This window comes from Rouxiella sp. Mn2063, from assembly GCF_049319665.1.
Classification (GTDB): Bacteria; Pseudomonadota; Gammaproteobacteria; order Enterobacterales; family Enterobacteriaceae; genus JBMOUD01.
Window position 1 is genome coordinate 162626 of sequence record NZ_JBMOUD010000010.1, and the last position, 22650, is coordinate 185275.

At 47.2% G+C, this 22650-nt stretch carries 20 protein-coding genes; 6 read left to right on the plus strand and 14 right to left on the minus strand.

Annotated elements, in window-relative coordinates:
• Positions 1-5 precede the first annotated feature (5 nt).
• Positions 6-641 carry a flavin reductase family protein gene (locus ACL9RG_RS15735; protein WP_422793557.1) on the minus strand — a complete coding sequence of 212 codons (636 nt, stop codon included), beginning with the start codon at positions 639-641 and terminating at the stop codon, positions 6-8.
• Positions 642-851: 210 nt separating this feature from the next.
• Here ACL9RG_RS15735 and rlmF point away from each other — a divergent pair, with 210 nt between their 5' ends.
• Together rlmF and ACL9RG_RS15745 are read left to right on the plus strand one after the other, a co-directional pair.
• Complete coding sequence (gene rlmF, locus ACL9RG_RS15740) at positions 852-1823, plus strand: 23S rRNA (adenine(1618)-N(6))-methyltransferase RlmF (RefSeq protein WP_422793558.1); 972 nt, start codon at positions 852-854, stop codon at positions 1821-1823.
• Between the two features lie 312 nt (positions 1824-2135).
• Entirely contained in the window at positions 2136-3440 is a 1305-nt protein-coding gene (locus tag ACL9RG_RS15745; RefSeq protein WP_422793559.1) for a methyl-accepting chemotaxis protein, read from the plus strand.
• Between the two features lie 810 nt (positions 3441-4250).
• Here ACL9RG_RS15745 and ybiO read toward each other — a convergent pair.
• From ybiO to rhtA, 10 genes are all read right to left on the minus strand, one after another.
• Entirely contained in the window at positions 4251-6509 is a 2259-nt protein-coding gene (ybiO, locus tag ACL9RG_RS15750; RefSeq protein WP_422793560.1) for a mechanosensitive channel protein, read from the minus strand.
• Between the two features lie 179 nt (positions 6510-6688).
• Entirely contained in the window at positions 6689-7411 is a 723-nt protein-coding gene (glnQ, locus tag ACL9RG_RS15755) for a glutamine ABC transporter ATP-binding protein GlnQ (protein ID WP_422793561.1), read from the minus strand.
• Complete coding sequence (gene glnP / locus ACL9RG_RS15760; protein ID WP_422793562.1) at positions 7408-8067, minus strand: glutamine ABC transporter permease GlnP; 660 nt, start codon at positions 8065-8067, stop codon at positions 7408-7410. The genes glnQ and glnP overlap by 4 nt, the downstream gene beginning before the upstream one ends.
• 161 nt (positions 8068-8228) lie before the next feature.
• Positions 8229-8972, minus strand: a complete 744-nt coding sequence (gene glnH / locus ACL9RG_RS15765) for a glutamine ABC transporter substrate-binding protein GlnH (RefSeq protein WP_422793563.1) — start codon at positions 8970-8972, stop codon at positions 8229-8231.
• A 611-nt stretch (positions 8973-9583) separates the two neighbouring features.
• The gene (gene dps, locus ACL9RG_RS15770) at positions 9584-10087 is read right to left on the minus strand and encodes a DNA starvation/stationary phase protection protein Dps (RefSeq protein ID WP_422793564.1); all 504 of its coding nucleotides are present in this window, start codon (positions 10085-10087) and stop codon (positions 9584-9586) included.
• A 568-nt stretch (positions 10088-10655) separates the two neighbouring features.
• Positions 10656-11345, minus strand: coding sequence for an anti-sigma factor (locus ACL9RG_RS15775; protein WP_422793565.1), 690 nt, complete (start codon positions 11343-11345; stop codon positions 10656-10658).
• Positions 11342-11923: a sigma-70 family RNA polymerase sigma factor gene (locus ACL9RG_RS15780; RefSeq protein WP_422793566.1), complete on the minus strand. Its 582-nt coding sequence runs from the start codon at positions 11921-11923 to the stop codon at positions 11342-11344. The genes ACL9RG_RS15775 and ACL9RG_RS15780 overlap by 4 nt, the downstream gene beginning before the upstream one ends.
• Positions 11924-11989: 66 nt before the next feature.
• Complete coding sequence (locus tag ACL9RG_RS15785; protein ID WP_422793567.1) at positions 11990-12550, minus strand: fasciclin domain-containing protein; 561 nt, start codon at positions 12548-12550, stop codon at positions 11990-11992.
• A gap of 214 nt (positions 12551-12764) precedes the next feature.
• Positions 12765-13856: a linear amide C-N hydrolase gene (locus tag ACL9RG_RS15790; protein ID WP_422793568.1), complete on the minus strand. Its 1092-nt coding sequence runs from the start codon at positions 13854-13856 to the stop codon at positions 12765-12767.
• 169 nt (positions 13857-14025) lie between these two features.
• On the minus strand, positions 14026-14961 hold the full coding sequence (gene rhtA / locus ACL9RG_RS15795) for a threonine/homoserine exporter RhtA (RefSeq protein WP_422793589.1): 936 nt from the start codon (positions 14959-14961) through the stop codon (positions 14026-14028).
• Between the two features lie 430 nt (positions 14962-15391).
• Between rhtA and ompX the strand changes: the two genes are divergently transcribed.
• Positions 15392-15922, plus strand: a complete 531-nt coding sequence (gene ompX, locus ACL9RG_RS15800) for an outer membrane protein OmpX (protein ID WP_422793569.1) — start codon at positions 15392-15394, stop codon at positions 15920-15922.
• Between the two features lie 123 nt (positions 15923-16045).
• Here ompX and ACL9RG_RS15805 read toward each other — a convergent pair whose 3' ends face one another.
• From ACL9RG_RS15805 to ACL9RG_RS15815, 3 genes are all read right to left on the minus strand, one after another.
• Positions 16046-16810 carry a molybdopterin-dependent oxidoreductase gene (locus ACL9RG_RS15805; RefSeq protein ID WP_422793570.1) on the minus strand — a complete coding sequence of 255 codons (765 nt, stop codon included), beginning with the start codon at positions 16808-16810 and terminating at the stop codon, positions 16046-16048.
• A complete protein-coding gene (locus tag ACL9RG_RS15810) occupies positions 16803-17417 on the minus strand; it encodes a cytochrome b/b6 domain-containing protein (protein ID WP_422793571.1) in 615 nt (204 codons plus the stop codon). Before ACL9RG_RS15810 ends, ACL9RG_RS15805 begins: the two co-directional genes overlap by 8 nt.
• Positions 17418-17526: 109 nt before the next feature.
• Positions 17527-18162: a hypothetical protein gene (locus ACL9RG_RS15815; protein ID WP_422793572.1), complete on the minus strand. Its 636-nt coding sequence runs from the start codon at positions 18160-18162 to the stop codon at positions 17527-17529.
• A gap of 280 nt (positions 18163-18442) precedes the next feature.
• Between ACL9RG_RS15815 and ACL9RG_RS15820 the strand changes: the two genes are divergently transcribed.
• The 3 genes from ACL9RG_RS15820 to eptB all read left to right on the plus strand — a co-directional run bounded on the left by ACL9RG_RS15820 (position 18443) and on the right by eptB (position 22486).
• Complete coding sequence (locus ACL9RG_RS15820; RefSeq protein WP_422793573.1) at positions 18443-19120, plus strand: heavy metal response regulator transcription factor; 678 nt, start codon at positions 18443-18445, stop codon at positions 19118-19120.
• Positions 19092-20540 carry a heavy metal sensor histidine kinase gene (locus tag ACL9RG_RS15825; RefSeq protein WP_422793574.1) on the plus strand — a complete coding sequence of 483 codons (1449 nt, stop codon included), beginning with the start codon at positions 19092-19094 and terminating at the stop codon, positions 20538-20540. Before ACL9RG_RS15820 ends, ACL9RG_RS15825 begins: the two co-directional genes overlap by 29 nt.
• A 269-nt stretch (positions 20541-20809) precedes the next feature.
• Complete coding sequence (eptB, locus tag ACL9RG_RS15830; RefSeq protein ID WP_422793575.1) at positions 20810-22486, plus strand: kdo(2)-lipid A phosphoethanolamine 7''-transferase; 1677 nt, start codon at positions 20810-20812, stop codon at positions 22484-22486.
• Positions 22487-22650: the final 164 nt, after the last annotated feature.

Here is a 22650-nt window from a genome sequence, read left to right on the forward strand (position 1 = left end):
GTTGGCTATTGGTCTATTTTGGGGCGGAATAGATCAAAGCGCTGATCGTCAGAGATGCCGTAGTAGGTGGAGGGTCCGCCGGCGCGTAGTACGGGGTTGGCAAGAGCGGTTTGGTAGACGCCGTTGTCATCCAATAAATGTTTGTCGATATGCACGGCGATTACCTCCCCCAAGACTAACCAGGTGTCGATTTTCTCACCGCTTGCGGATTGTAATTGAATACATTGGCTGAGTTTGCATTCAAAGTTTACCGGGCTTTCTGCAACGCGACTGGCGCTTACTCGATGTCCAGCCAGTGGCGTCAGGCCTGCAAAGTCGAACTCGTCGCGGCCGTGAGCGAGCGCGATGGAGCTGGCATTCATTTTTTCTGTCAAATCCCTAGTCGTCAGATTCCAGACAAACTCGCCAGTTTCAACAATATTCATCACGCTGTCTTTCCAGCCAACGCTGGCAAAACCGATAATGGGCGGATGGTAATTAAAACAGCTAAAGAAGCTGTAAGGCGCAAGATTGCGCTGTCCTGCTTTGCTAAGTGATGAAATCCAACCAATCGGGCGCGGCCCGATGATGGCGATTAAAGGATCGTGTGCCAAACCGTGCCCATTAGCCGGTTCGTAGTAGTAGCGATCATCAGAACTCATTATTCACCTTTGCCCATCAATTAACACTCCACACTCATTCTTGGCCCAAGCTAGCATAACTGCGTTGAACTGGATGTAGCATTCTAGGCGGCATCGCGTGCTGGCGCGATAGTTAGCGCCAGTTTGTGGTATCTTACGCGGCAGAAAGTGCCAAGAGGGCGGCACTTATTATTATTGTCTTAGCATTATTGTTATCGGAGAGTCATTCAGGTGGAACAAAAGAAAATCTTCCCGCAGGAAAAAAGCGGACTTCATGCGCGAAATCGCCACCGCAGTCGCTATGACTTTCCGGCGCTTATCGCCAGCAGTCCAGAACTGGCGGAATTTGTGTTTGAAAACAAATGGGGCGATTTATCGGTCGATTTCGCTAATCCGCAAGCTGTTAAAGCCTTGAACCGTGCGTTGCTTCGCCATTTTTACCAGATCGAAAACTGGGATATCCCTGCTGATTATTTATGCCCGCCGATCCCAGGACGCGCCGATTATATCCATCATTTGGCCGATTTACTGGCAGGCAACAATGCGGGCAACGTTCCGCAAGGCAAAAATGTTGCCATTCTAGACATTGGTGTCGGTGCTAACTGTATTTACCCGATCATCGGATTGCGTGAATATGGCTGGCGTTTTACGGCGAGTGAAATTGATCCGGTATCGATGGCAGCGGCGAAGAAGATTGTTGCCAGCAATCCACAGCTCACCAACCAAGTGCGTTTCCGCCTACAGGCAAAACCTGCGCGTATTTTTGACACCATTATTCGTCATGACGAACGTTACGATGCAGTGCTGTGTAACCCGCCGTTCCATGCTTCGGCAGAAGATGCCGCTGCTGGCAGCCAGCGTAAACGTCAAAACCTTGGGCTGGAACGTCCTTGGGGAAATAAAAAAGCGGAATTGAACTTCGGTGGGCAACACAACGAATTGTGGTGCGAAGGCGGTGAAGAAGCCTTTGTGGTGCGTATGGTAGAAGAAAGTGCGGGTAAAGCCCATAACTGCCTATGGTTCACCGTGTTAATCTCTAAAAAGACCACTTTACCTCTGATTTACGAAGCACTTGAAGAAGCCGGTGCTACCGATATTCGCACTGTAGAAATGGCGCAGGGGCAAAAAGTCAGCCGCTTTGTCGCCTGGACTTTCCTGACCGTTTCTCAGCAGAAAGCCTGGGCTGGCAAGCGCTGGAATTAAGCTCATTTAACTGAAACACGCTAAAAAACCTGCTATCTCTTGCTCTGGATAGCAGGCTGAAAAAAAATTACCCCAAGAGCTTTCTTTTTTTGACTTATAAATTATGCTTAGTTGATAACAATACGATTGTTACAATAATTAATTATTTTTTTATATTTTATATAGTTGACTTCATTTAAGCGATGAAAAAGCGGTTTTTCCTTTCCAGGGGCTATCCTTAAATTTTCTAAAAAGTACTGATAACACGGTTTTGAGTCTCTCAACTGTGTTTTTCGATTAATTTAAGCCATTAAGTATAGGGTAACTGGGAATATGAATTTATTCGCTAATCAGTTTAGTACCGCATGGCGTGACAAGTTTTCCGCAATTTCTAATGCCGTACCGGTGATTGTTTTCACTCCAGAAGGTGTGGTTACAGAAGTGAATAGCTTGTTTCTAAAAGGTATGGGCTACACTCGGGAAGAAGTGATAGGTAAGCCTCACAGAATATTTTGTACGCCGGAATTTGCTGCAAGCGCCGCGTATAAAAAACATTGGAATGAGCTAAGCCACGGTAAGCCGATCAGTGGCAATATCAAACGGGTCCGTAAAGACGGCTCATTGATTTGGCTCGAAGCGACCTATGTTCCGGTATTGAATAAACAGGGAAAGGTTGCTGAGATCATCAAAATTGCCAGTGATGTCACTGAGCGTATTAATCAATCAGGCGAACACCAGGGAATTATCCAAGCACTTGACCGCTCAATGGCCTTGATTAGTTTTACTCCGGAAGGGGTTGTACTTAATGCCAACGGCAATTTCCTTAAAACTATGGGTTACTCTCTAAATGAAATTAGAGGGAAAACGCATGGATATTTCTGTCTGCCAGAATGGCGAGATTCCTCGGCATACATAGAGCATTGGCAACGTTTGAGAAATGGCGAGTTTATTTTGGGACGTTTCGAAAGGGTTAACGAAGCGGGACAGAGCGTGTGGCTGGAAGCCAGTTATAACCCGGTAATAGACGATGAAGGTCGGGTAGTGAAAATTGTTAAAATTGCCCAAGATGTGACTAAACAGATGAGGCAATTGCAACAGCAAGAAAGCATGATGATGCATGTTCATGAGTTGTCACTAAACACCGACAAAACAGCCTCTCAAGGCGTCACCATTGTCCAAAAAGCAGTGGAAGATATGCAGGAAGTCGAAGCGTTAGCCAAACGTGCCTCGGATATTATTGGCCAGCTTGGTGAAACCTCTTCTCGCATTGGCGAGATGGTCGACACTATCAGAAAAATTTCTTCGCAGACCAATCTATTAGCCATCAACGCGACTATCGAAGCCGCTCACGCAGGAGAGCAGGGCCGCGGCTTTGCTGTCGTTGCTGGAGAGGTGCGTTCTCTTGCTGACCAGTCGCGTAAAGCAGCGGTTGAGATTGATCAGCTCACGCAAAGCATTCGCGACGGTGTATTAGCCGCCATCGATGGTATGGGGAGTTGTGTCAGCCGCGCAGGCGGTGGCGTTACGCTCAGCCGCAATGCAGGGGATGTGATTAATCAGGTCAATCTCGGGATGCAAGACCTGGTCAAGATGATGGCAGAATTATCAAATGATGGGTCTGTTCATACAAGGCACTGAATCTAGACCGAGATTGGGGCGGTTTCTTTAAGCCAGAAGGGCTTAAAAATCCTTTTTCAAAACCGGGAACGGTGAATGTTTCGGCTTCTCAAATGCAGTGTTCAATGTGGCATTGCAGCCTAAGCCGCCTAAAGGACCGAGGCGCGGTCCTTTAGAATCCTGCGCCTTTTTCTCACCTCATTATTCAGTCCAGTGGAGGGCATGTTTCAGGTGCCGCAGCGATAGGCGCAAATTTCATGGCTCCGCCATTCCTTCCTCGGATTCGAGCCTACTCGCAAAACAGGCTCGCCGTCTCTCCACCACTCGTCAGTGAAATTTTGAGTGCGCCACCAACCTTGTTACGTCAAAAACTAATTTGCCTTTGCCTTTGCCTTTGCCTTTGTACTTTTTCATTTGATTTAAAAGCCGCTAAGCGCACTCAAAATTTCACCGGCAAGAGGTGAGAGACAACAGTTTTACCGTTGGCTCGACCCCGTAGCCGGGCATCCCAGATGGGATGAAATTTGCGCTATCACTGAAGCTACTGAAACATGGCCTCCGCCGGACTGGATATGGAGGTTGGAAAAGGCGCAGGATTGCGAAGGAACGCGCCTTCGTTCCTTTGCTCGGTTTCGGCTGCGGGGCCGCATTGATCACTACACTTCAAAAACCGAAATATTCACCGTTCTCGGTTTTACAAAACCGCACCAAGCTCGGTTAAGCTTGAGCAAACCGAAAAATTCACTCTTCCATATTTGAAAAAGGATTTTAAGCCATTCTGGCTTAAAGAAACCGCCCAAATCTCGGTCCAGATTTAACCTATTCGTTTGATCAGCTTTCCAAAGCTGAAACATCCGGTTTGGGCCGATGTGGCCCATCTTCCCCGTATAGTTTCATCGCCTGTTTCGGCATGGTTATGCCCGCTTTCTCAAAGTGAATCTTCACTAAGCGGTCTAACGCGTATTGTACATTCCATTGTTCTAACGCTTTGGTGCGGATCAATACCCGTACGGTGAATGACTGGTCGGCGAGGGCGACGACGCCTTGGTAGGTAGGTTCGCCGAGTAGCGATCCTCTGACGTTTTCGTCCTGCCATAGCGCCTGAACTGCTTCGGTCAGGATCGTGTTGACGTGGTCGATATCTTCATCGCGACTAACGGTATAGGCAGCACGGTACACACCGAATTCTCGCTCGTAGTTAGACAGCGTGGTGATCGACGAGTAGGGCACAATATGATAGACGCCATAGATATCGCGCAGACCAATAGAACGGATAGTCATTTGTTCCACTGTGCCGGTAATACCCATTGCGGTGACGTATTCGCCGGTGTTCATGCCGTTTTCAAATTGGATGAATACCCCGGTGATAACATCTTTCACCAGCGTTTGTGCACCGAAGCTTATCGCTAAACCCAATGCTCCGGCACCGGCTAGCAGCGGGGCGATGTTCAAACCTATCTGCGAGAGAATAATCATGATGGTAATGGTGCAAATCACAATAGCCAGCACATTACGAAATAGCGTTAGCAGCGTGCGCTCCCGGGCGCTTGGGCGATTACCGTTACTCATTTCCAGTGCTAAACGATGTTCGATGATACTGGCTAGTAATGTCCAGGAAACCACGGATAAGAACAAAATAAACAGGATGTGGGCAATGCTGCTGACGACCTTGCTGCCAGATTCAGTGATAAGCCACTGGTGAAGATTGAAAATCTTCCACGCATCAAGCAGGGATAGCGTGACGGTGAGTACCACTAAAACACGCAGTACTTTCAACCCGCCAGGAATGTAGGAGTTGATACGCTTTTGTAGGTGCGGATAGCGGCGGTTGATATCCTCGGGCAGCGTGATGCGTTTTAAAATCCATCGCGACAGCAGGCCAGAGATCACCGCGCCAAGGACAATCACTGCCAAACTTTTTACTGTGGAGGCCATCATAAAGGTCAGGCTGTCGGCGAAATCAAATTGAGATAGGAAGAACAGCACTACAAAATAGGTTACCGCTAAAATATGCCAGATATGGCCCAACGTGCGCAGAATGATGCTAAAAAATGCCAGTGAATTTTGCGCTAATCGGTTGAATTCATCGCGAATGTTTTTACGGTTATGCAAGATAAGCCAACTGGCATACAGCGTTAACGCCAGCATCACCACAAAGTTCACTATTGCCGCAGTGGGGTAGTTTATTTGGGTGGCAACGATCGGAACTACTACCATTAATCCGTAGCCAATTAGCCCGCTGACCCAAGCTAAGCGAGTGTTCCAGTAGCTTGCGGTTTTATCGCTAAGCGGGAAAGGACGTAAATAGTCAAAATTGGGTGCGAAGAGTAAACGCAATACCGCCTTAAAAAACTCAATAACCGCAAACGCACTGAGAAACAATGCCTGCTGGCGAGCAATCAGCGCGCTGCCGCCATTCACATATTGTGTAAAGAGATTCCCCGCCGCGACGGTGAGTAGCAATATGGCAATATCGATAGCGAATGCACTGATAATACTGGCCGGCAGCTGGTACCAACGGGCCTGTTTGAGACGGGCGTGATGTCCCCAGTGGCCCAGACGTTTGTAAAGCGGGCCGATGAGCATGCGTACTAGATGGAATAGGGCAAAGGTCACGAATACCGTGAGGATAAAGTATCCTGATGCATGGAAAAATCTATCAGCATCAAAAGTCTGCCGTGGGCCTGAGTCTATAGTCTTTTTGAGTGTCTGAACTTTTTGCATCACCATTGATGCGTAACTTTGACTGACATCGGCTAACTTATCGCTAAGCGATGGTATTTCAGCCTCTTTTTCGGCTGAGTTTCCTGTTGTGCTTTGTGTGGCAGTTTGTTCAGAATTGGAAGACTCTCCCGCGGCAGCACGCAGATGAGCAATGAGCTCCGCGCGTGATTTATCATCTTGCAGAATATCGGCAAGCGCGGCATAAGACGCTTTTTGCTGATTGTTATCCTGAGACGGCGCTTGTACCGTGGTTGCTGCATGAGAAAAGTCGCTGAATAGACTCAGCATAAGGATCAGAAAAGGCAAGACAAGCAGCACGGGATTTTTATGTCGTTGCGATAACGCATTCCAGTCGTTATTCGGCATTGTTCCTCACTCTTGAAACATGGGCTTATGAAAACAGCAGGTATGGCGAGTCGATTTCTGTCAAAGCAGTGATAGAAAGCGATTGATGTAAAACAGTGTAGGAAACTTATCGCGGGATGGGCAAAAAAAAGCGGATATCCGAGGATATCCGCTTTTTATGGAACAGACCTGTCTTCAAATCAGGAGACGTGTTGCAAGAACTCGCGCAGACGTTCGCTTGGCGGGTTGCTAATAAGTTCAGCCGGTGGGCCGTCTTCAGCAATACGGCCTTTGTCGATGAAGATCAGACGTGAGGCCACTTTTTCAGCAAAGCCGACTTCGTGCGTCACGATGACCATTGTCATACCTTCTTCCGCCAAGTCTTTCATTACGGTCAACACTTCGTGACGTAATTCCGGGTCAAGGGCCGAAGTTGGCTCATCAAAGAGCATCAGTTTCGGTTTCACCGCCAGCGCACGAGCGATAGCAACACGTTGCTGCTGGCCGCCTGAGAGTTCATACGGATAGTGATGACCACGTTCAGAAAGGCCAACTTTAGCCAGCAATTCCTGAGCAAGTTTGGTGGCATCTTCTTTATTCGCGCCACGTACACGAATAGGGCCAAATGCCACGTTTTCCAACGCCGTCATATGTGGGAACAAATGAAACTGCTGGAAAACCATCCCGGCTTCCTGACGGATCAGGCGGTCATCTACCTTGGGATCATTAACCTTCAAGCCATCAACGATTAAATCACCAGTGGTAATCTCTTCGAGTTTGTTAATACAGCGCAGCAGAGTGGATTTGCCTGAGCCAGATGGCCCGATAATCACCACTACTTCCCCTTGGGAAATATTCAGGTTGATATCGTGCAATACCTGAGTTTTGCCGTAGTGTTTTGAGACGTTCTTGAATTCAATCATATAATTTTCAGTTTACGTTCGAGGCGGCGCATAGCGAAGCTCAGGGCCAGCGTGATAATCAGATAAATAACGGCGACTGCACTCCAGACTTCCATCGCGCGGAAATTACCAGCGATGATTTCTTGTCCCTGACGCGTTAGTTCCGCAACGCCGATAACGATAAACAACGACGTATCTTTGATACTAACAATCCACTGGTTGCCCAATGGAGGCAGCATACGGCGCAGAGCCAAAGGCATAATGATGTAGCGCAGTGTTGCCTTGCGAGACAGACCTAAAGCCAGGCCTGCTTCACGGAAACCGTTATTAATCGACAGTACCGCACCACGAGTAATTTCCGCAATATAGGCACCAGAGTTGATCACAATGGTCACCACGGCAGCGGTGAACGGATCGATGCGCAGACCACTCACCATCATCGGCAAAGCGAAGTAAATAAACATTACCTGCACGACGATGGGGGTGCCACGAATGACTTCAATAAATACCAAGGCGATATGGTTGCTGATCCAGCCACCAAAAGCGCGCGCAAAACCGGCGACTAAACCGATAACCAAGCCGCCAACCAAGCCGAGGATCGAAATCCACAGCGTCATTTTGGCGCCTTCTAGAAGTATAGGAAGAGCGGACCACACCACGCTCCAATCAAACTGCATGAATCATTCTCCAACGAGTTAATCAATCCTGTTGCCGGTTATGTTTAACCAACAAATTATGCTACCGACAATCAGGTAATTTAATGCCGAGGGAACGGTCTCGGCATTAAATCTCTTTCTGTCACTACTTCTGTGTCACAACTTAACGGGTGCTGCCTGACTTATTTTGGCTCGCTGTCGAACCATTTTTTGTAGATTGCTGCATAGGTGCCGTTAGCACGCAGCGTTTTCAGTGCGGCGTTAACTTTGTCACGCAGCGGGCTGCCTTTCGGGAAGGCTACGCCGTAATCCTGACCTTGAACTGTAGCACCTACAGTTTTGAACTGACCGTGGCCAGCAGTTTTGATGTAGTACAGAATGTTTGGTGTATCGAACAGCACAGCATCAGCACGGCCAGTACCTAATTCCATATAAGCGCTGTCGATGTTTGGGAATTGGCGAACGTCTTTTGGCTTCAGGTTAGCAGCAAGGTAGTTAACAGAACTGGTTCCGCTTTTTACTGCCACCACTTTGCCGTTCAGGTCTTGAGCACCGGTGATGTCTTTGTTGTCTGCTTTCACCATAGTGATCAGGCCACTGGTGTAATAACCATCAGAGAAATCAACCGCTTTTGCACGTTCTGGGGTGATAGTCATCCCAGCCAAAGCAACATCCACGTTCTTAGTCTGCAATGCAGGGATGATGCCATCAAAGTCCATTGGCTTGAGGGTGTAAGACACCTTCATCTCTTTAGCCAATGCTGCCCATAAATCGATATCGAAACCGACGTATTTGTCACCTTGTTTAAACTCGAAAGGAACAAATGCAGTATCAGTCGCTACGATCAGCTTTTGTTCTGCTGCATGTGAGCTAACGGCGAAAGAGAGTGCCAATGCCGCCAAGGAAACTTTCAACAGTGATTTCATAAATGGAATATCCTTTGTAATAGGTTGGGAAAATCTGCCCCTTTTATTGTTGCGAGCATCGTTAAGCAATAAGCATGCCTGTCTTTGATTGTTACCTACATTCAAAGACTTATCTTAAATTACCGGTATTTCCTTTACCATACGAGCCTGCAATGCACTGTGATGGTGCTTTTTGCTGGGCTAAGAGTATTCTTATGGTGCAACGGGTTTTTAATTAAACAGAAAGTTGGCGAATAACAAACAGAAATTAACAATTTGCTTTTCATATTGATAACTAAAGCTAACTTTGAAAATTTTTTGAGCAAAAAACGGCCCAAAATGAGCGGGGATTTGTAGGGAAGCATGTGCAACTGTGTCGAGGGTGAAAATGGTTGCACCAATTTTGTGCATGGCGTTTGCGGCAAAAGACTGAATGGAAGATATGTGGAAAGATATGGGGCATAAAATGAATCAAGGGCCAGCAAGATGAGCGTGCTGACCCTTGATAGCGCATCATATTTTATCGAGCCGTCCCGTTGTCGGAGGCCGCGTTATCGAAAACATGCTGCGACGCTGTTGTCTTATCGCTGAGACACGCTAGGTTCTCGATGTAATTTATCGTTTTACAGAAATTACTCGATATTGGATTCGATAAACCACAGGAATTTATCTAAATCACGAGAAGCCGCAGTGAAGATATCTGCTGTATCTTCGTCTTCAACTTCAGTAACGGCTTTGCGGGTATGGTTAGCAACCACGGCATAACGTTCAGCCAGTGCTTTCAAGTGTTCTTGCACCGTGTGGATATTGGTCGGGTAGCTTTTCAGCGGGGTTTTATCGTTAACCACTTGCACTGTACCTAATGCTACGCCACCCAACTGCACTACGCGTTCGGCGATGTTATCTTGATGCTCTGTGATGGCTGCGCGAAAACCGTCTAACATTTCATGTACGGCAATGAAGTTTGCGCCACGCATATTCCAGTGAGCCTGTTTAGTAATCAGCGACAGGTCGATGTATTCGGTCACCAGGCGATTAAGTACTTTGATCGTATCGAGCTTCACACCTTCATCAACGTCGTTACGAGTGTAAAGAAGTTCAGAAGATTTCGTTTTTACCAGTTTAGCGGTACTCATGTTGATATCCTCTTAAGTTGAGTAGTTTTTACCCTTCTTTTGGGTAGTATGTCTCGAACAGTAAATTTTCAATAACGTTATGTTTTCTTAAAACACGAATTTGGTTACGGAAATAAGTATAGCAAGATTTTCTGATGTTGCCGGAAATTAATACCTATTGATTGTATTGATATAACCTACTGTGTTTTTTTGAATCTCTTTCCCTTATTTTTCTTGCGCTTTATTTCAAGGTGGAAATATGAAATAGCGTTAATGAATAACCTAAGGTCTTATAAGCTATATATCAACCCTGAAAATTAAATTGTTTTTTAATTTCTTGATTTTTATTGTTTTTATTTTCATAAATGAAAGTGTTTATCATTTTCATTACTTTTATTTTATCGATTCAATAACTGGTGCGATTATTTGAAACATATTGTGATGATATTGACGGTTTCTTGACTTTAGTCTGATAGTCGTGATTGTAGTAGATGTGAGCTGTAACCAATGATAAAAGTGGCAGGGAATATATTTCATACCCGCGCCACTCTTTAATATAAGACCTGCAATACTCAGTATTAAATCGATACTACATCGAAATCCTACCGCTGTAGAGCACCGTACCGGTCGGTTGTCCGGTGGGTGATCCGCCTTTTGGCTCTAGGCTGATAGCCAGTGTGACGCCGGATTCAGGCATATTGGCTGCCAGTGTTAGTTGCGTCGGTGACTGAGTGTCTAATAATCCCAGGGAGCGTGGTTTACCTCCTCCTGGAATCGCCCAGAGTTCGAGGCTATGGTTGGCCGATATGCCAGCGGTTTGCAGCGGCGTCAGCGTTAGACTGCGGGTACTTTTATCCGCGCTGACCACCCATTGTCCCTGATTGGCAGCACTCTGAGCGTTCGTCAGAATCGCCACTGGCACTAATGGGGCGGGTTGTACCAGCAATCTTGGCATCAGTAACAAGGCCGCTAAACCCGCAGCAATTGCCCAGCCGAGATAACGGGTCAGCGGTGTGGTGCGTTTTGCTGAAACTGTCGGGAGCGGTTCTAATGAGACAGGTAACTGACGCTGAATTTTTTTCCATACCGATGGCGGTGGTGTTATGAGTGGTAAGCTGTTGTCGAGCTGGGTGAAAGCCTCTTGCCAGCGGATAACCTCGGCCGCCAACTGCGCGTCTTGGCGCATGTGCTCTTCGAACTGCTGTCGCGCTGGGCCACGCAGCGTGCCGAGCGCATATTCTGCCGCCAGTGCGGCACGATACTCCCGTCTGTTTTTCATAGGCCCACGCAACTTTTTAAATGATCCAAGGCGCGACGGATCCAACTTTTAATCGTGCCAAGCGGTTGTTGGAGATGTTGCGACACTTCGCCGTGCGACAGCCCTTGATAATAAGCCAGCACCAGACTTTGTCGCTGTTCTGATGGCAGATGCGCCAGGCAATCGGCCAGCACTTTGGCGTCACTGTCTTGTTGTAGCTCATATAGCGGTTGATCTATAGACTCCGGCAGTTGTGCGATACCGTCATCTTCGAGTTCAAGCCATTGATTATCACTGCCGCGCAGCCAGTCAATAGCCCGGTTACGCACAATATGTGTTAGCCAGGTAATGGGGGAGCTGAGCGCAGGATTGTAAGACGAGGCCCGGTTCCACACGGTAATAAAACTGTCGTGCAGCACTTCCTCAGCCCAGGCGTGACGCCGCAGCATACGCAGCGCCACGGCAAACAGCCGGGGGGATGTCAATTTGTAGAGTTGTTCAAATGCATGACGATCGCCTTGTACTATTGCGCCCATCAGTTTTTTTTGATGGGCGAGTTCGTCATCCGAGCCGCTGTTTTTCAGCAAATTGTCATGCATCTTCCATCCCCGATGTTGCTGAGTTGCGTCTTTGAGCCGCAATGTCGATTCTCAGTATAGTCGGTTTTATTTCGGCATCAGCACAGTATCGATAACATCGATCACGCCATTTTTCTGCTGCACATCGTAGGTACTGATATTGGCCACATCACCCTTAGCATCCTGTAGTTGAATATTATGTGGGCCATTACTTATTAACCATAATGCTTGGCCATTGACCGTTTTCAGCTCGGCTTTGCCGCCACCTTTTTTCAGCAGCTTTTCTAGATCTTTCATCTCATATTTACCGGCGACAACATGATAGGTAAGGACGCTGGTGAGGGTGGCTTTGTTTTCTGGTTTTAGCAGATTATCCACGGTACCGGCGGGGAGTTTGGCGAATGCGGCATTGGTTGGAGCAAACACAGTAAAAGGCCCTTTGCTGGCGAGCGTATCCACCAGCCCGGCGGCTTTTACGGCGGCGACTAATGTTGTGTGATCTTTGGAGTTTATTGCATTCTCAACGATATTTTTTGATGGGTACATTGCAGCCCCACCGACCATCGTGGTGCCAGACATCATTGCTGCCATTGACGCAGTGCTAAACATCAGCGAAGCACACAGAGCGGTACGGATAAGCGTTTTCATGATGTAATCCTTATTTAGGTTGAGTTGATGAGGCCTAAAGCGATGAAGACTTGGCCTCACATCTCTACATACGAATCAACCGAGTGTTTTGGATGCATGAAAACGAAAAAATAATGATGATTATTTTTTAATGTGTTAATTCATTGTTTTGGTTTGATTTTTAATTATGGCGTTAGTAAAACCACGCCGGGCCGCGTGGTTTTGATTTTTCAACTTAAGGCTTCACTGGTTCCGCTTTGGTCAAAATATTGCCTTCCCACCCTTTTTGCGCGTAATTAGCCAGATGCTTGATTTGACGTACCGGCTGCTGGGCGTCGAAGTTAATCTGCCCGAGGTCTACCCAAACTTGTGAGGCGGCAAACACCGATTTGAAGTGATACTCATGATGGCTGAGATCGGCAATGGTGGTCCAGTAAGTCGCATCGCCTTTATTTTGCTCAGGGTGCTTGGTGTATTGCTCATAAACTGCTAACTCTTTTTGCTCCTCTTTGGACTCTGGGTAGCCAATAGGATCGGCAACATTGTTGACTACCGATAGGATAAATCCTTGAGCCTGATCTTTATTATCTGGCTGGGGTACGTTCTTCAAATTAAAACTGGCGCGCACAAAACGCTGATCGGGTTCTTGACCGCCGGGGATTTTCTCACGAGGAGCATTTTTATACTTTGCCCAATTGATCAGCTGCTTATCAAAAGAGGGTTGATTGGTCATTACCTGATAGCTTTTATCGTGGTAAATATTCACCTTGCCGTTATCTATCTCAATAATGGCCGAGTCACCGCTGAGGTCTTCAATGGCAATATGCTTAGTATCCGAGGCGTAATCTATCGGCATTCTCTTGGCTTCAAGCCTGACATCATTTTTAATCGCGCTAACCGCTTCGTTAACGGTCGAGAAATTATCCAAAATATAAGAGAGCCACGCGCGGCTTTCTAATACCGGTTTGTCTTTGTTGCTCGTCTGAATCTGGCTGCCGTTGGCGTAATACTGCGTGTGGCCTGCGAGGCCTTTTTCATTCATACCATCCATCGGAAATACACCATCGGCATAAATAACAACGCTGCCGTAACGTGTTTTCCATTTTGCGGCTTTCGGGTTATCACCGCCATTATGATCCACGCCTCTTGGCGTGATCACTAAAGCGGGATCGACAGGACCGAAAAAGTCCAGATTACGAGCACTGATCATATATCCGGGATAATTGTTTAAAAAAACGCGGGTACAGGCTGTGGCCTGGTCGGCCAGTATTCCCCCAGCGGCGAGACCAATCAGCAATGTGGCTACTTTGGTTTGAGATGTTTTCATGATGCGACTCCATTTGCATGAGTAAATGAACAGCCGGTGCTGTTCTATGAAATCAGTATAAGGAGCCGCATTTTTGCGCCGTTCAGATTTTGTGCCCAAATCTTGTATGGCGCTGGAGAGATGACACAGAAAGCTCATTCTTTCTGTGTCAAAAGTTGTGGTGTTTCTCTTACGAGGGACGATCGGCGGTGTTTTTTATCTCGACGGGGACAATTTTAGCTTTGCGTTGCATGGTCAACGTCGAGCCTGCGGAGGCAACAACGATGGCCGCTAGTGCCAACCACTGCATGGCTTTAAGCTCTTCGCCGAGGAAAATGATCCCGGAAAGTGCCGCGATAGCGGGTTCCAGACTCATTAACGTACCAAAGGTTTTTGCTGGCAAGCGGGTCAGCGCCATCATCTCTAACGAGTAAGGCATTGCGGAGCTGAGTAGGGCAATGGCTAATCCCAACGGCAGTACCGCCATGCTGAAGATCGAACTCTCCGCCTGAATCATGCCAACCGGGAAGAAGATTAATGCGCCAATCATTGAACCTAATGCTGCCGTGCCTGGCCCATAACTGCTGCCTGCTTTCTTACCAAAAATAATATAGACCGCCCAGCAGGCCCCAGCTATCAATGCATAGCATGCACCTAGCAGATCAACATCACTTACGCCGTGTCCAATCGGCAATAAGAAATAGAGGCCAGCAACCACCAGAATGACCCAAAGAAAATCAATCGCTCGTCGGGAGGAGAACATGGCGACAGCCAGCGGCCCGGTAAACTCCAATGCCACCGCAATACCCAGCGGAACGGTGCGAAGCGATAAATAAAAGACATAGTTCATACAACCGAGCGCCAGTCCGTAAATTAATAACGCGCGGAAGTTGCCGCCACTTATTTTTAGGCGCCAGGGTCTAAAATAGAATAAGAGAATAATGGCACCCATCCCCAGACGAAGAGCGGTAACGCCCTGCGGGCCGACGATCGGAAACAGCGATTTCGCCAGAGCGGCTCCCCCTTGTAATGAAAGCATGGCGACAAGTAATAAACAGATCGCTACTAAAGGTGAACTAGGTTTAGGGAGGGTAGCGGCAAGAGGGGCTGAATGATTTGAAGAGATAGCATCGGACTGGTTTTTCACTGTGTGGTTATCCCTTACTCAGTTTAAGCGTTATGGCTAATACATAGACATGACAATTTAATGATGTGTGTGGCGGCTTTGATAAAATGGCCGCTAGTGTAGAGGAATCTTATGACAGAAAAACGTAAAAAAAATTTTAAAATAGATCGATTCAGGCCTTTTCTTGACATTAATTGACTAAAAACCACGCGTCTTTTTAAGATTTATCTGCTAATCTAAAAAAGTTCAATAAGTTTTCCTTATATTCTTAAGTCTTAAAATTTGTTTAAAAACAATGACTTTTTATTAATTGGAAACTTTACGTTACATCATATGACGCATTGGACACCTTATATCAGGCAGAGTTTCACAACGCTTTTTGGTATATTTTCACGGTGAAGGTTTTTTGGTTCCCATTTTGAGGTGATTTATGAAAAAAATTGCGTGTCTTTCAGCATTAGCTTGCTTAGTAGCTTTAGGTTCTTCAAGTGCATTCGCTGGTACTAGCACCGTAACTGGTGGTTATGCTCAAGGTGATATGCAAGGCGTAGTGAACAAAGCTAACGGCTTCAACTTGAAATACCGTTACGAGCAAGATAGCAACCCACTGGGCGTTATCGGTTCTTTCACTTACATCACTAAGAACGCGTACAACGACGGTGACAACTACAGCAAGTCACAATACTACGGCATCACCGCTGGTCCTGCTTACCGTCTGAACGACTGGGCAAGCATCTACGGTGTTGTAGGTATTGGCTTCGGTAAATTCCAAAACAACGACAATTCAAGCTCTACCGATCTGCGTGATAAAAATTCTTCAAGCGACGTTGGCTTCTCTTACGGTGCGGGTCTGCAATTCAACCCAATCCAGAACGTTGCTCTGGACTTCTCTTATGAGCAGTCTCGTATCCGCACCACAGACGTTGGTACTTGGATCGCTGGCGTTGGTTACAGCTTCTAATTTAACAGAACAACGCGCGTCACTTGCTGACATTGCGATGATCTGAAAAATCCGCCTCAAGGGGCGGATTTTTATTTCTGACTACTGCTCACGCATTCCGCTATTGTCGATGACAATTCCAACTCAGATTCCGCTAAACCAGTTGTAGCCTTGATCCTCCCAATACCCGCCAGGATAGTCATCGGTGACAAAAATAGCGCCGATATGTTTGGCATTCTTAAAGCCCAACTTAGTTGGCATACGCAACCGTAGCGGGTAACCGAAGTCTGGTGGCAATGGTTCACCACCAAAATCCAGGGCTAAAATTGTTTGTGGATGCAGCGCCGTCGCCATATCAATACTCGAGTAGTAACGATCATCACATTTAAAACCAACATATTTCGAATTCAGATCGGCCCCAACGTGCTCAAGAAATACCTTAAGTGGCACGCCGCTCCATTGACCGATGGCACTCCATCCTTCAATACAAATTAAGCGGGTAATTTGGCTGCTCTGTGGCAAACGTTGTAATTGCTCTAATGTCCACGGAGTTTTCTTTTGTACCTTGCCAGAGACCTCAAGCCGGTAATTAGGGATATCGATTTCTGGCACATTATATTCTGGGTAGTAGGCGTTAAAGCGGAAAGGTTTGGTGATCTGATCGGCGCGATAAGTCTGTGCCAGTTTGGTACCACTAAATAACCAGCCTTGTACACGGTCATTCCAGCGCGACATCGCCCACAACACTTTATCAACCTCATCACCATCTTGCATATTACAACCTGTCAGCATCGATACCGCACCGAGCGTGAGTCCAGATCGTAAAAACAAGCGGCGTTGAATATTAACCAGTTGTTTGCGCTGGTCTGGCTCAAGTATGACTTTAGGCCGTTTAGATTTCTCAGGCATCGGTGTCACCTTCTTTTTTGCCGCCGGTTATCATGGCTGGTAGCGTTTTAGGTACCATAATCACCATGAAAACATGCACAACGACAAATAAAACAATGCCGCTCATCCCGAAAAAATGCAGGTAACGAGCAGTATCAAATCCGCCCATTAATTTTGCCAGCCAGCTTAGTTGCACCGGTTTCCACATCGATAATCCCGATAACACCATCAGTACACCGAGCAGTAATACGCCGATATACATGATTTTTTGTATCGCGTTGTAATGCCCTGATTTGTGCGGCAAACGCCAGGTCACTGCGCGTCGGATGTCTTGGCATATTGATGCTGGCGTCACCGGCAGGAAATCACGTTTAAAATGGCCGCTGCAAAATCCCCAAATGAGATAAAGCAGCCCGTTGGCGACTAAAAACCACATAATAGCCAGATGCCAGCCAATATTGCCGCCGAGCCATTCGCCGAGCGTAGCCTTTTGCGGAAAACTAAAATTATCAAATAAAGGATCGGCGTTATAGATCCCCCATCCGCTAGATACCATGCCAATCATGGCGAAGAAATTAACCCAATGAGTGAGGCGAACGGGCAAGGAGTGGGCTTTTTTATGACGCATCGTCAGCTCCTGATTAATGGGCAGAGAGTCGAGATTTTTGCTATTAACACACTGCCAGACGGGATCACTACCTTGTCCAACAGTGTGTTGGCTATCAGACTCAAATTAATTACATCGGTGGAACAACGCCGTCCTTGCCTGCGGCAATACCGCGTGCGGTTAAAGTGCCTTGAGCATCTTTGGTTGCAAATAGGACAATATGCGCACCCGCTTTCAACAGGCTGCGATCGGCTGGTGCGAGCAGTACAACCGGAACATCATCAGGCACGACAACGGTTTTCTCGCCATTTTGATATTTGACCGTTAAGGTGCGGCCATTGCTATTAACCAGTTTGCCCACGGTGCCATTGGTCATGGTATTGATTTTGCCATCGGCAGATTCAAAAGGATTAAAGCCTTCGCCGCTGCCACGCAGACTCGGCGCAAATACGTGAACTTCTAAGGCTTTGAGCGTGCCATCCGCTTGTGGAACGGCGGCAGTCCCGATGAAACTATCCGGCTGTATATCTGACATTTTCCCTTTGGTCACTTGGGTGACTTTAGTTTGCTCGGTCAACTGTACATCCAGTTTTTGTCCTTGGCGCGTAGTCACTTCGATTGACGTTGGCGTGACGGAGTCAATTGTGCCGCGCGTTGGTGAAATGGGGTGTACGGCATCAGCGGCAAACGCACCGCTCGCGAGAGTTAACGAAGAGACCAATAACGATGAAAGCAATAAGCTAGCGATACGGGAAGACCTAATCATGTTGTTCTCCAGATAGTTTGCATAGGGAAGTGTGGCGATAAATTTCTTATGTAGTTCGGGTATAACACAGCTAAATCGTGCTTATTTGGATGTGTGTCACGCTCAGAGTGGATGATGGAAAGGGTTAGGGTGATGACATTTTGATGACAATATTGTCATCAACGGTTGAGGCAAAGATTGGTAAACTTCGTGGAGTAAACCTGCTACGTAGTTTTCTTATCTATACCCTGTATCTTGAAGTTTCTTGGGTATACATGATTTTTACCCTTGTGGAGCCTGTATGCGGATACTGGTTATTGAAGATGATGTCAGCACTGGCGACTACCTGAAAAAGGGCTTGGGTGAGGCGGGTTATCGGGTCGATTTGGCCCGCAACGGCGCTGATGGCCTGTTCATGGCGCTAGAGGAGAATTACGACGCCATTATTTTGGATGTTATGTTGCCAGGATTGAATGGCTGGCAAGTGATGGAAGTCCTGCGCAAAAAAAGTGATGTGCCGGTACTGTTTTTGACCGCTCGCGATGAAGTACAGGACCGTATCCACGGGCTTGAACTAGGTGCTGATGATTATCTGGTAAAGCCTTTCTCTTTTACCGAGTTGATGTTGCGTATCCGTACTTTACTGCGTCGTGGCACGGTACGTGAAGCCGATACTTATGCGATTGCCGATCTGTATTTAGATGTGTTGCGCCGCAAAGTGACGAGAATGGAAACCGTAATTCCTTTAACCAATAAAGAATTTATGTTGCTGCATTTGCTGATGCGTCGTGAAGGCGAAGTGTTATCGCGTACCATGATCGCCTCGCAGGTCTGGGACATGAACTTTGATAGTGATACCAACGTGGTGGATGTCGCCATAAAACGTCTGCGGGCCAAAATTGACCGTGCTTTTGATGTGAAGCTGATTCATACGGTGCGTGGTATTGGCTATGTCTGTGAAGTACGTGATTATGAGTAATCTCTTCGGCAGCCAATCGCCTGGACGCGGATTATCCCTTACCCTCAGATCGGCACTGTTATTCGCCTTGCTTGCTTCTATGGTGGTCAGCGCGGTAGGGATTTATCTTTATTACGCCATGAAAGACGAGATGACGCATCGCGGCGAGGCGCAGTTGAGCGGTCGCGTGGAGTATTTCCGGCGTTTGCTCGCCAAAGATTTTCCGTTACCTGAGCTGAGCCATAATCCCAGTCTATTTGAGAATATGCTGGGTAATGAGCAGGATATTTTACGTTTCAACGTGCTAGGTCAGTCCGCTCTCATTAATGTTAATCCTTCCGGTTTGGTCTTGCCCGATATTGTGCCGGTCGTTGAAGACCAACTTATTTCAGCGAAAAGCATTCATTACCTTGATGCGCCAGACGGCACGCCGGTTATGTTTACTGCGGCGCTGGTCAAAATGCGCGATGGTTGTATCGTCAATGTATTAGCCGCGCATTTTATGAACGGTGAAGCACGCATGCTGGCAAGATTTCGTCTGGAAATCATCTCCTCAGTGGTGATTGCTTACCTACTGATTGCTGGCCTTGGTTTTGTGGTGATCCGCCGTGGATTACATCCTTTGCGCAAGATGGCCGAAGAAGCCGCAGGTATTGATCCCACTAGCTTATCAACTCGCTTGAGCACGAATAATGCGCCGCTTGAACTCCAGCAACTGATCCTCTCTTTTAATGCCATGCTTGACCGATTAGCCGATGGTTATCAGCGTTTAACTCAGTTTTCAGCCGATTTGGCCCATGAAATCCGCACGCCGGTCGGCGCGCTGATGGGGCACTGCCAGGTGGCGTTATATCAAGTCCGCACCGTCGATGAATATGAAACCTTACTGGCGAATAATATGCAGGAACTCGAGCGTATTTCTCGGATGGTGGAGAATATTCTGTTTTTAGCTCGAGCGTCGCATGCGCACTCGGTGCTGACCATTGCACCCTTGGCACTGGCTTTAGAAACGCAAAGAGTGAGTGACTATTTTGAGGGGTTAGCGGAAGAACGCGGCATCAGGTTGCATTGTCAGGGGCAAGGCACACTCTATGCCGACGCATTGTTGTTCCAGAGGGCGTTGAGTAATTTGGTTGCTAATGCAATTCATTATGGCGATGCGCAGAGCCCGGTGAATGTGTGGGTTGAACAACACAGCAGCAATATATTAATTCACGTTGATAATCACGGCACATCCATTGCGCCAGAAAAACTCGATAAGCTGTTTGACCGTTTTTATCGCGCTGACCCGTCACGCAGCGAAGGCGGGCATTCTAATGGTCTGGGGCTTTCTATTGTGCGGGCGATTATGGCGCTGCACCAAGGGCAGGTGACTGTGCAGAACCTGGCCGCTGGGAAAATACGTTTTACGCTGCATTTCCCTAATGTTGCGGTCAGGTAGATAAGTGTACTGCTAGCATATTGATTATAAATAAACCCTAAATGACTATAAAATAATCGATCATTTTTTGTTTATTTAAATAATTGATATGCAAGGGAATACATAAAATATTACATCTTAACTGAGATTAAACTCGAGAAGATAGAACGAATTATCTTTTCCACCGGTCAGAGTCAGTTACCAGAGTCTACTTACATCAATACTCAAGCTTTGGTATGTGCTGAGGATATTCCATCAGCTTATATTTTGCTAAGAGCACCTACTGACCGATGCAAAAATTAAGATTATTATCACAACAGAAGATTTCGCTTTTCATTGCACTTTATCTGGGAATTCTGCTTAATCTGCCGATCTTTTTCCGCCGTTATTCGCAACTGTATTACGACAATGCATTATCGATAGCCGTTGAAATGCTGGCGATATTTTCGCTGGTTTACTTCTTGACGCAGCTATTCTCCTTCACGGGGAAAACGCTTTATCGCCTCTTACTGAGCTTGATTGTCCTGTCGTCAACGGCGGCGGGTTATTACATGATCATGTTCAACGTCAACATCGGTTATGGCATTTTAGCCTCGGCATTAGCCAGTGATTCTATCGACCTCTCTAAAGAAGCGGTGGGCACGCATTTTATTATCTGGATAGTACTGCTGAGTTTGCCGCCCATCGTATTACTGTGGGGCAGTAAAATGCCCGGTGCGGCGCTACGTGAGACAACGCTGCGACGCGTCTCAACTAACGCCTTGTCTTTGGTTGCGGCGGCATTGTTATGCTGGGCGCCACTAAAATTGATGGGTGATGTACAGGACTCACACGATCGGATTAACAATCGCATGATGGCCAGCTATGGCGGCGTAGTGGCTGGTACTTACTCGCCTTCAAATTGGCTCTCAGCGTTCGGGTTGTTTGTTTACAGCACCTACAGCAATGCTGAGGATGCGAAAAACCTGTTTGATCCAAGTAAGCATTTCACCTACGACCCACCAAAAGATGTGAATGATCTGTATGTGGTGTTCGTGATTGGTGAAAGCGCACGCCGTGACCATATGGGAATTTACGGCTATTCCCGCGATAACACGCCAAATCTGGCGAAAGAAAAAAATCTGGCTGCGCTTCAGGGCTATTCCTGTGACACGGCGACCAAGCTCTCTTTGCGCTGCATGTTTGTACGTGAAGGGGGAACAACCGACACGCCACAACGCACCTTAAAAGAGATGAATGTTTTCTCGGTATTGAAAAATGAAGGTTTCACCTCTGACCTTTATTCAATGCAAAGTGAAGCCTGGTTCTATAACCAGACCCGAGCCGTTGACTATTCTCTACGTGAGGATATTGCCGCCGAAAAGCGTAATGTTGGCAAGCCTATCGATGACATGCTACTGATCGATGAAGTAAAAGATTCAATTACTAATCACCCGGACGGCAAGCATCTGATTATCTTGCATACCAAAGGGTCGCATTATCTTTATTCCGAGCGTTACCCGCGCAGCTTTGCCCGTTATCAGCCGGAATGTATGGGGATTGATGATTCGTGTTCGACCGAAGAGATGGTTAACGCTTACGACAACTCGCTGCTTTACACCGATTACTTCCTCGAGCAGGTGTTTAACCAACTGCGTAACCGTAATGCGATTGTGTTCTACGCCTCCGATCACGGAGAATCGATATCGCGCAATATGCATTTCCACGGCACCCCGCGTGACATTGCTCCACCGGAACAACGCGCTGTGCCCATCATGGTATGGGCATCGGACAAGTTCTTATCCAACGACGACAACCGCGTCGCCTTTAACCAGCTACAACAACTGGCTAAAGACAAAACGCCGGTATCGCACGTAAAACTGTTCGACTCGATCCTGGGCTGTATCGGCTTCACCTCCCCAGACGGCGGCATCAACCAATACCGCAACTGGTGCCACACCCCGCAAATCCCCAAAGGCTCCTGGTAAAAAGCAGTTTTACTCTGTCTGTTGACCTTGACCTTAAACAGCGCATCTTATCGGCCAAGCGAACGAATAAGGCCAGGGGAAAGCAGACAGGGATAATGAGATGGACGCTCCAGCTTTCGCGGCATCTAAGTGCCAAAATGTGAGTGTTAAAACTCAAAAAGAAG

What these genes read in the sequence shown, in the direction of transcription:
- ACL9RG_RS15820 (WP_422793573.1), top strand. Translation starts at nt 18,443, where the DNA reads ATGCGGATACTGGTTATTGAAGATGATGTCAGCACTGGCGACTACCTG.
- glnP (WP_422793562.1), bottom strand. Translation starts at nt 8,067, where the DNA reads ATGCAGTTTGATTGGAGCGTGGTGTGGTCCGCTCTTCCTATACTTCTA.
- ACL9RG_RS15790 (WP_422793568.1), bottom strand. Translation starts at nt 13,856, where the DNA reads ATGAAAACATCTCAAACCAAAGTAGCCACATTGCTGATTGGTCTCGCC.
- glnH (WP_422793563.1), bottom strand. Translation starts at nt 8,972, where the DNA reads ATGAAATCACTGTTGAAAGTTTCCTTGGCGGCATTGGCACTCTCTTTC.
- ACL9RG_RS15785 (WP_422793567.1), bottom strand. Translation starts at nt 12,550, where the DNA reads ATGAAAACGCTTATCCGTACCGCTCTGTGTGCTTCGCTGATGTTTAGC.
- eptB (WP_422793575.1), top strand. Translation starts at nt 20,810, where the DNA reads ATGCAAAAATTAAGATTATTATCACAACAGAAGATTTCGCTTTTCATT.
- dps (WP_422793564.1), bottom strand. Translation starts at nt 10,087, where the DNA reads ATGAGTACCGCTAAACTGGTAAAAACGAAATCTTCTGAACTTCTTTAC.
- ACL9RG_RS15815 (WP_422793572.1), bottom strand. Translation starts at nt 18,162, where the DNA reads ATGATTAGGTCTTCCCGTATCGCTAGCTTATTGCTTTCATCGTTATTG.
- ompX (WP_422793569.1), top strand. Translation starts at nt 15,392, where the DNA reads ATGAAAAAAATTGCGTGTCTTTCAGCATTAGCTTGCTTAGTAGCTTTA.
- ACL9RG_RS15775 (WP_422793565.1), bottom strand. Translation starts at nt 11,345, where the DNA reads ATGAAAAACAGACGGGAGTATCGTGCCGCACTGGCGGCAGAATATGCG.
- ACL9RG_RS15805 (WP_422793570.1), bottom strand. Translation starts at nt 16,810, where the DNA reads ATGCCTGAGAAATCTAAACGGCCTAAAGTCATACTTGAGCCAGACCAG.
- ACL9RG_RS15810 (WP_422793571.1), bottom strand. Translation starts at nt 17,417, where the DNA reads ATGCGTCATAAAAAAGCCCACTCCTTGCCCGTTCGCCTCACTCATTGG.
- ACL9RG_RS15745 (WP_422793559.1), top strand. Translation starts at nt 2,136, where the DNA reads ATGAATTTATTCGCTAATCAGTTTAGTACCGCATGGCGTGACAAGTTT.
- glnQ (WP_422793561.1), bottom strand. Translation starts at nt 7,411, where the DNA reads ATGATTGAATTCAAGAACGTCTCAAAACACTACGGCAAAACTCAGGTA.
- ybiO (WP_422793560.1), bottom strand. Translation starts at nt 6,509, where the DNA reads ATGCCGAATAACGACTGGAATGCGTTATCGCAACGACATAAAAATCCC.
- ACL9RG_RS15780 (WP_422793566.1), bottom strand. Translation starts at nt 11,923, where the DNA reads ATGCATGACAATTTGCTGAAAAACAGCGGCTCGGATGACGAACTCGCC.
- ACL9RG_RS15825 (WP_422793574.1), top strand. Translation starts at nt 19,092, where the DNA reads ATGTCTGTGAAGTACGTGATTATGAGTAATCTCTTCGGCAGCCAATCG.
- ACL9RG_RS15735 (WP_422793557.1), bottom strand. Translation starts at nt 641, where the DNA reads ATGAGTTCTGATGATCGCTACTACTACGAACCGGCTAATGGGCACGGT.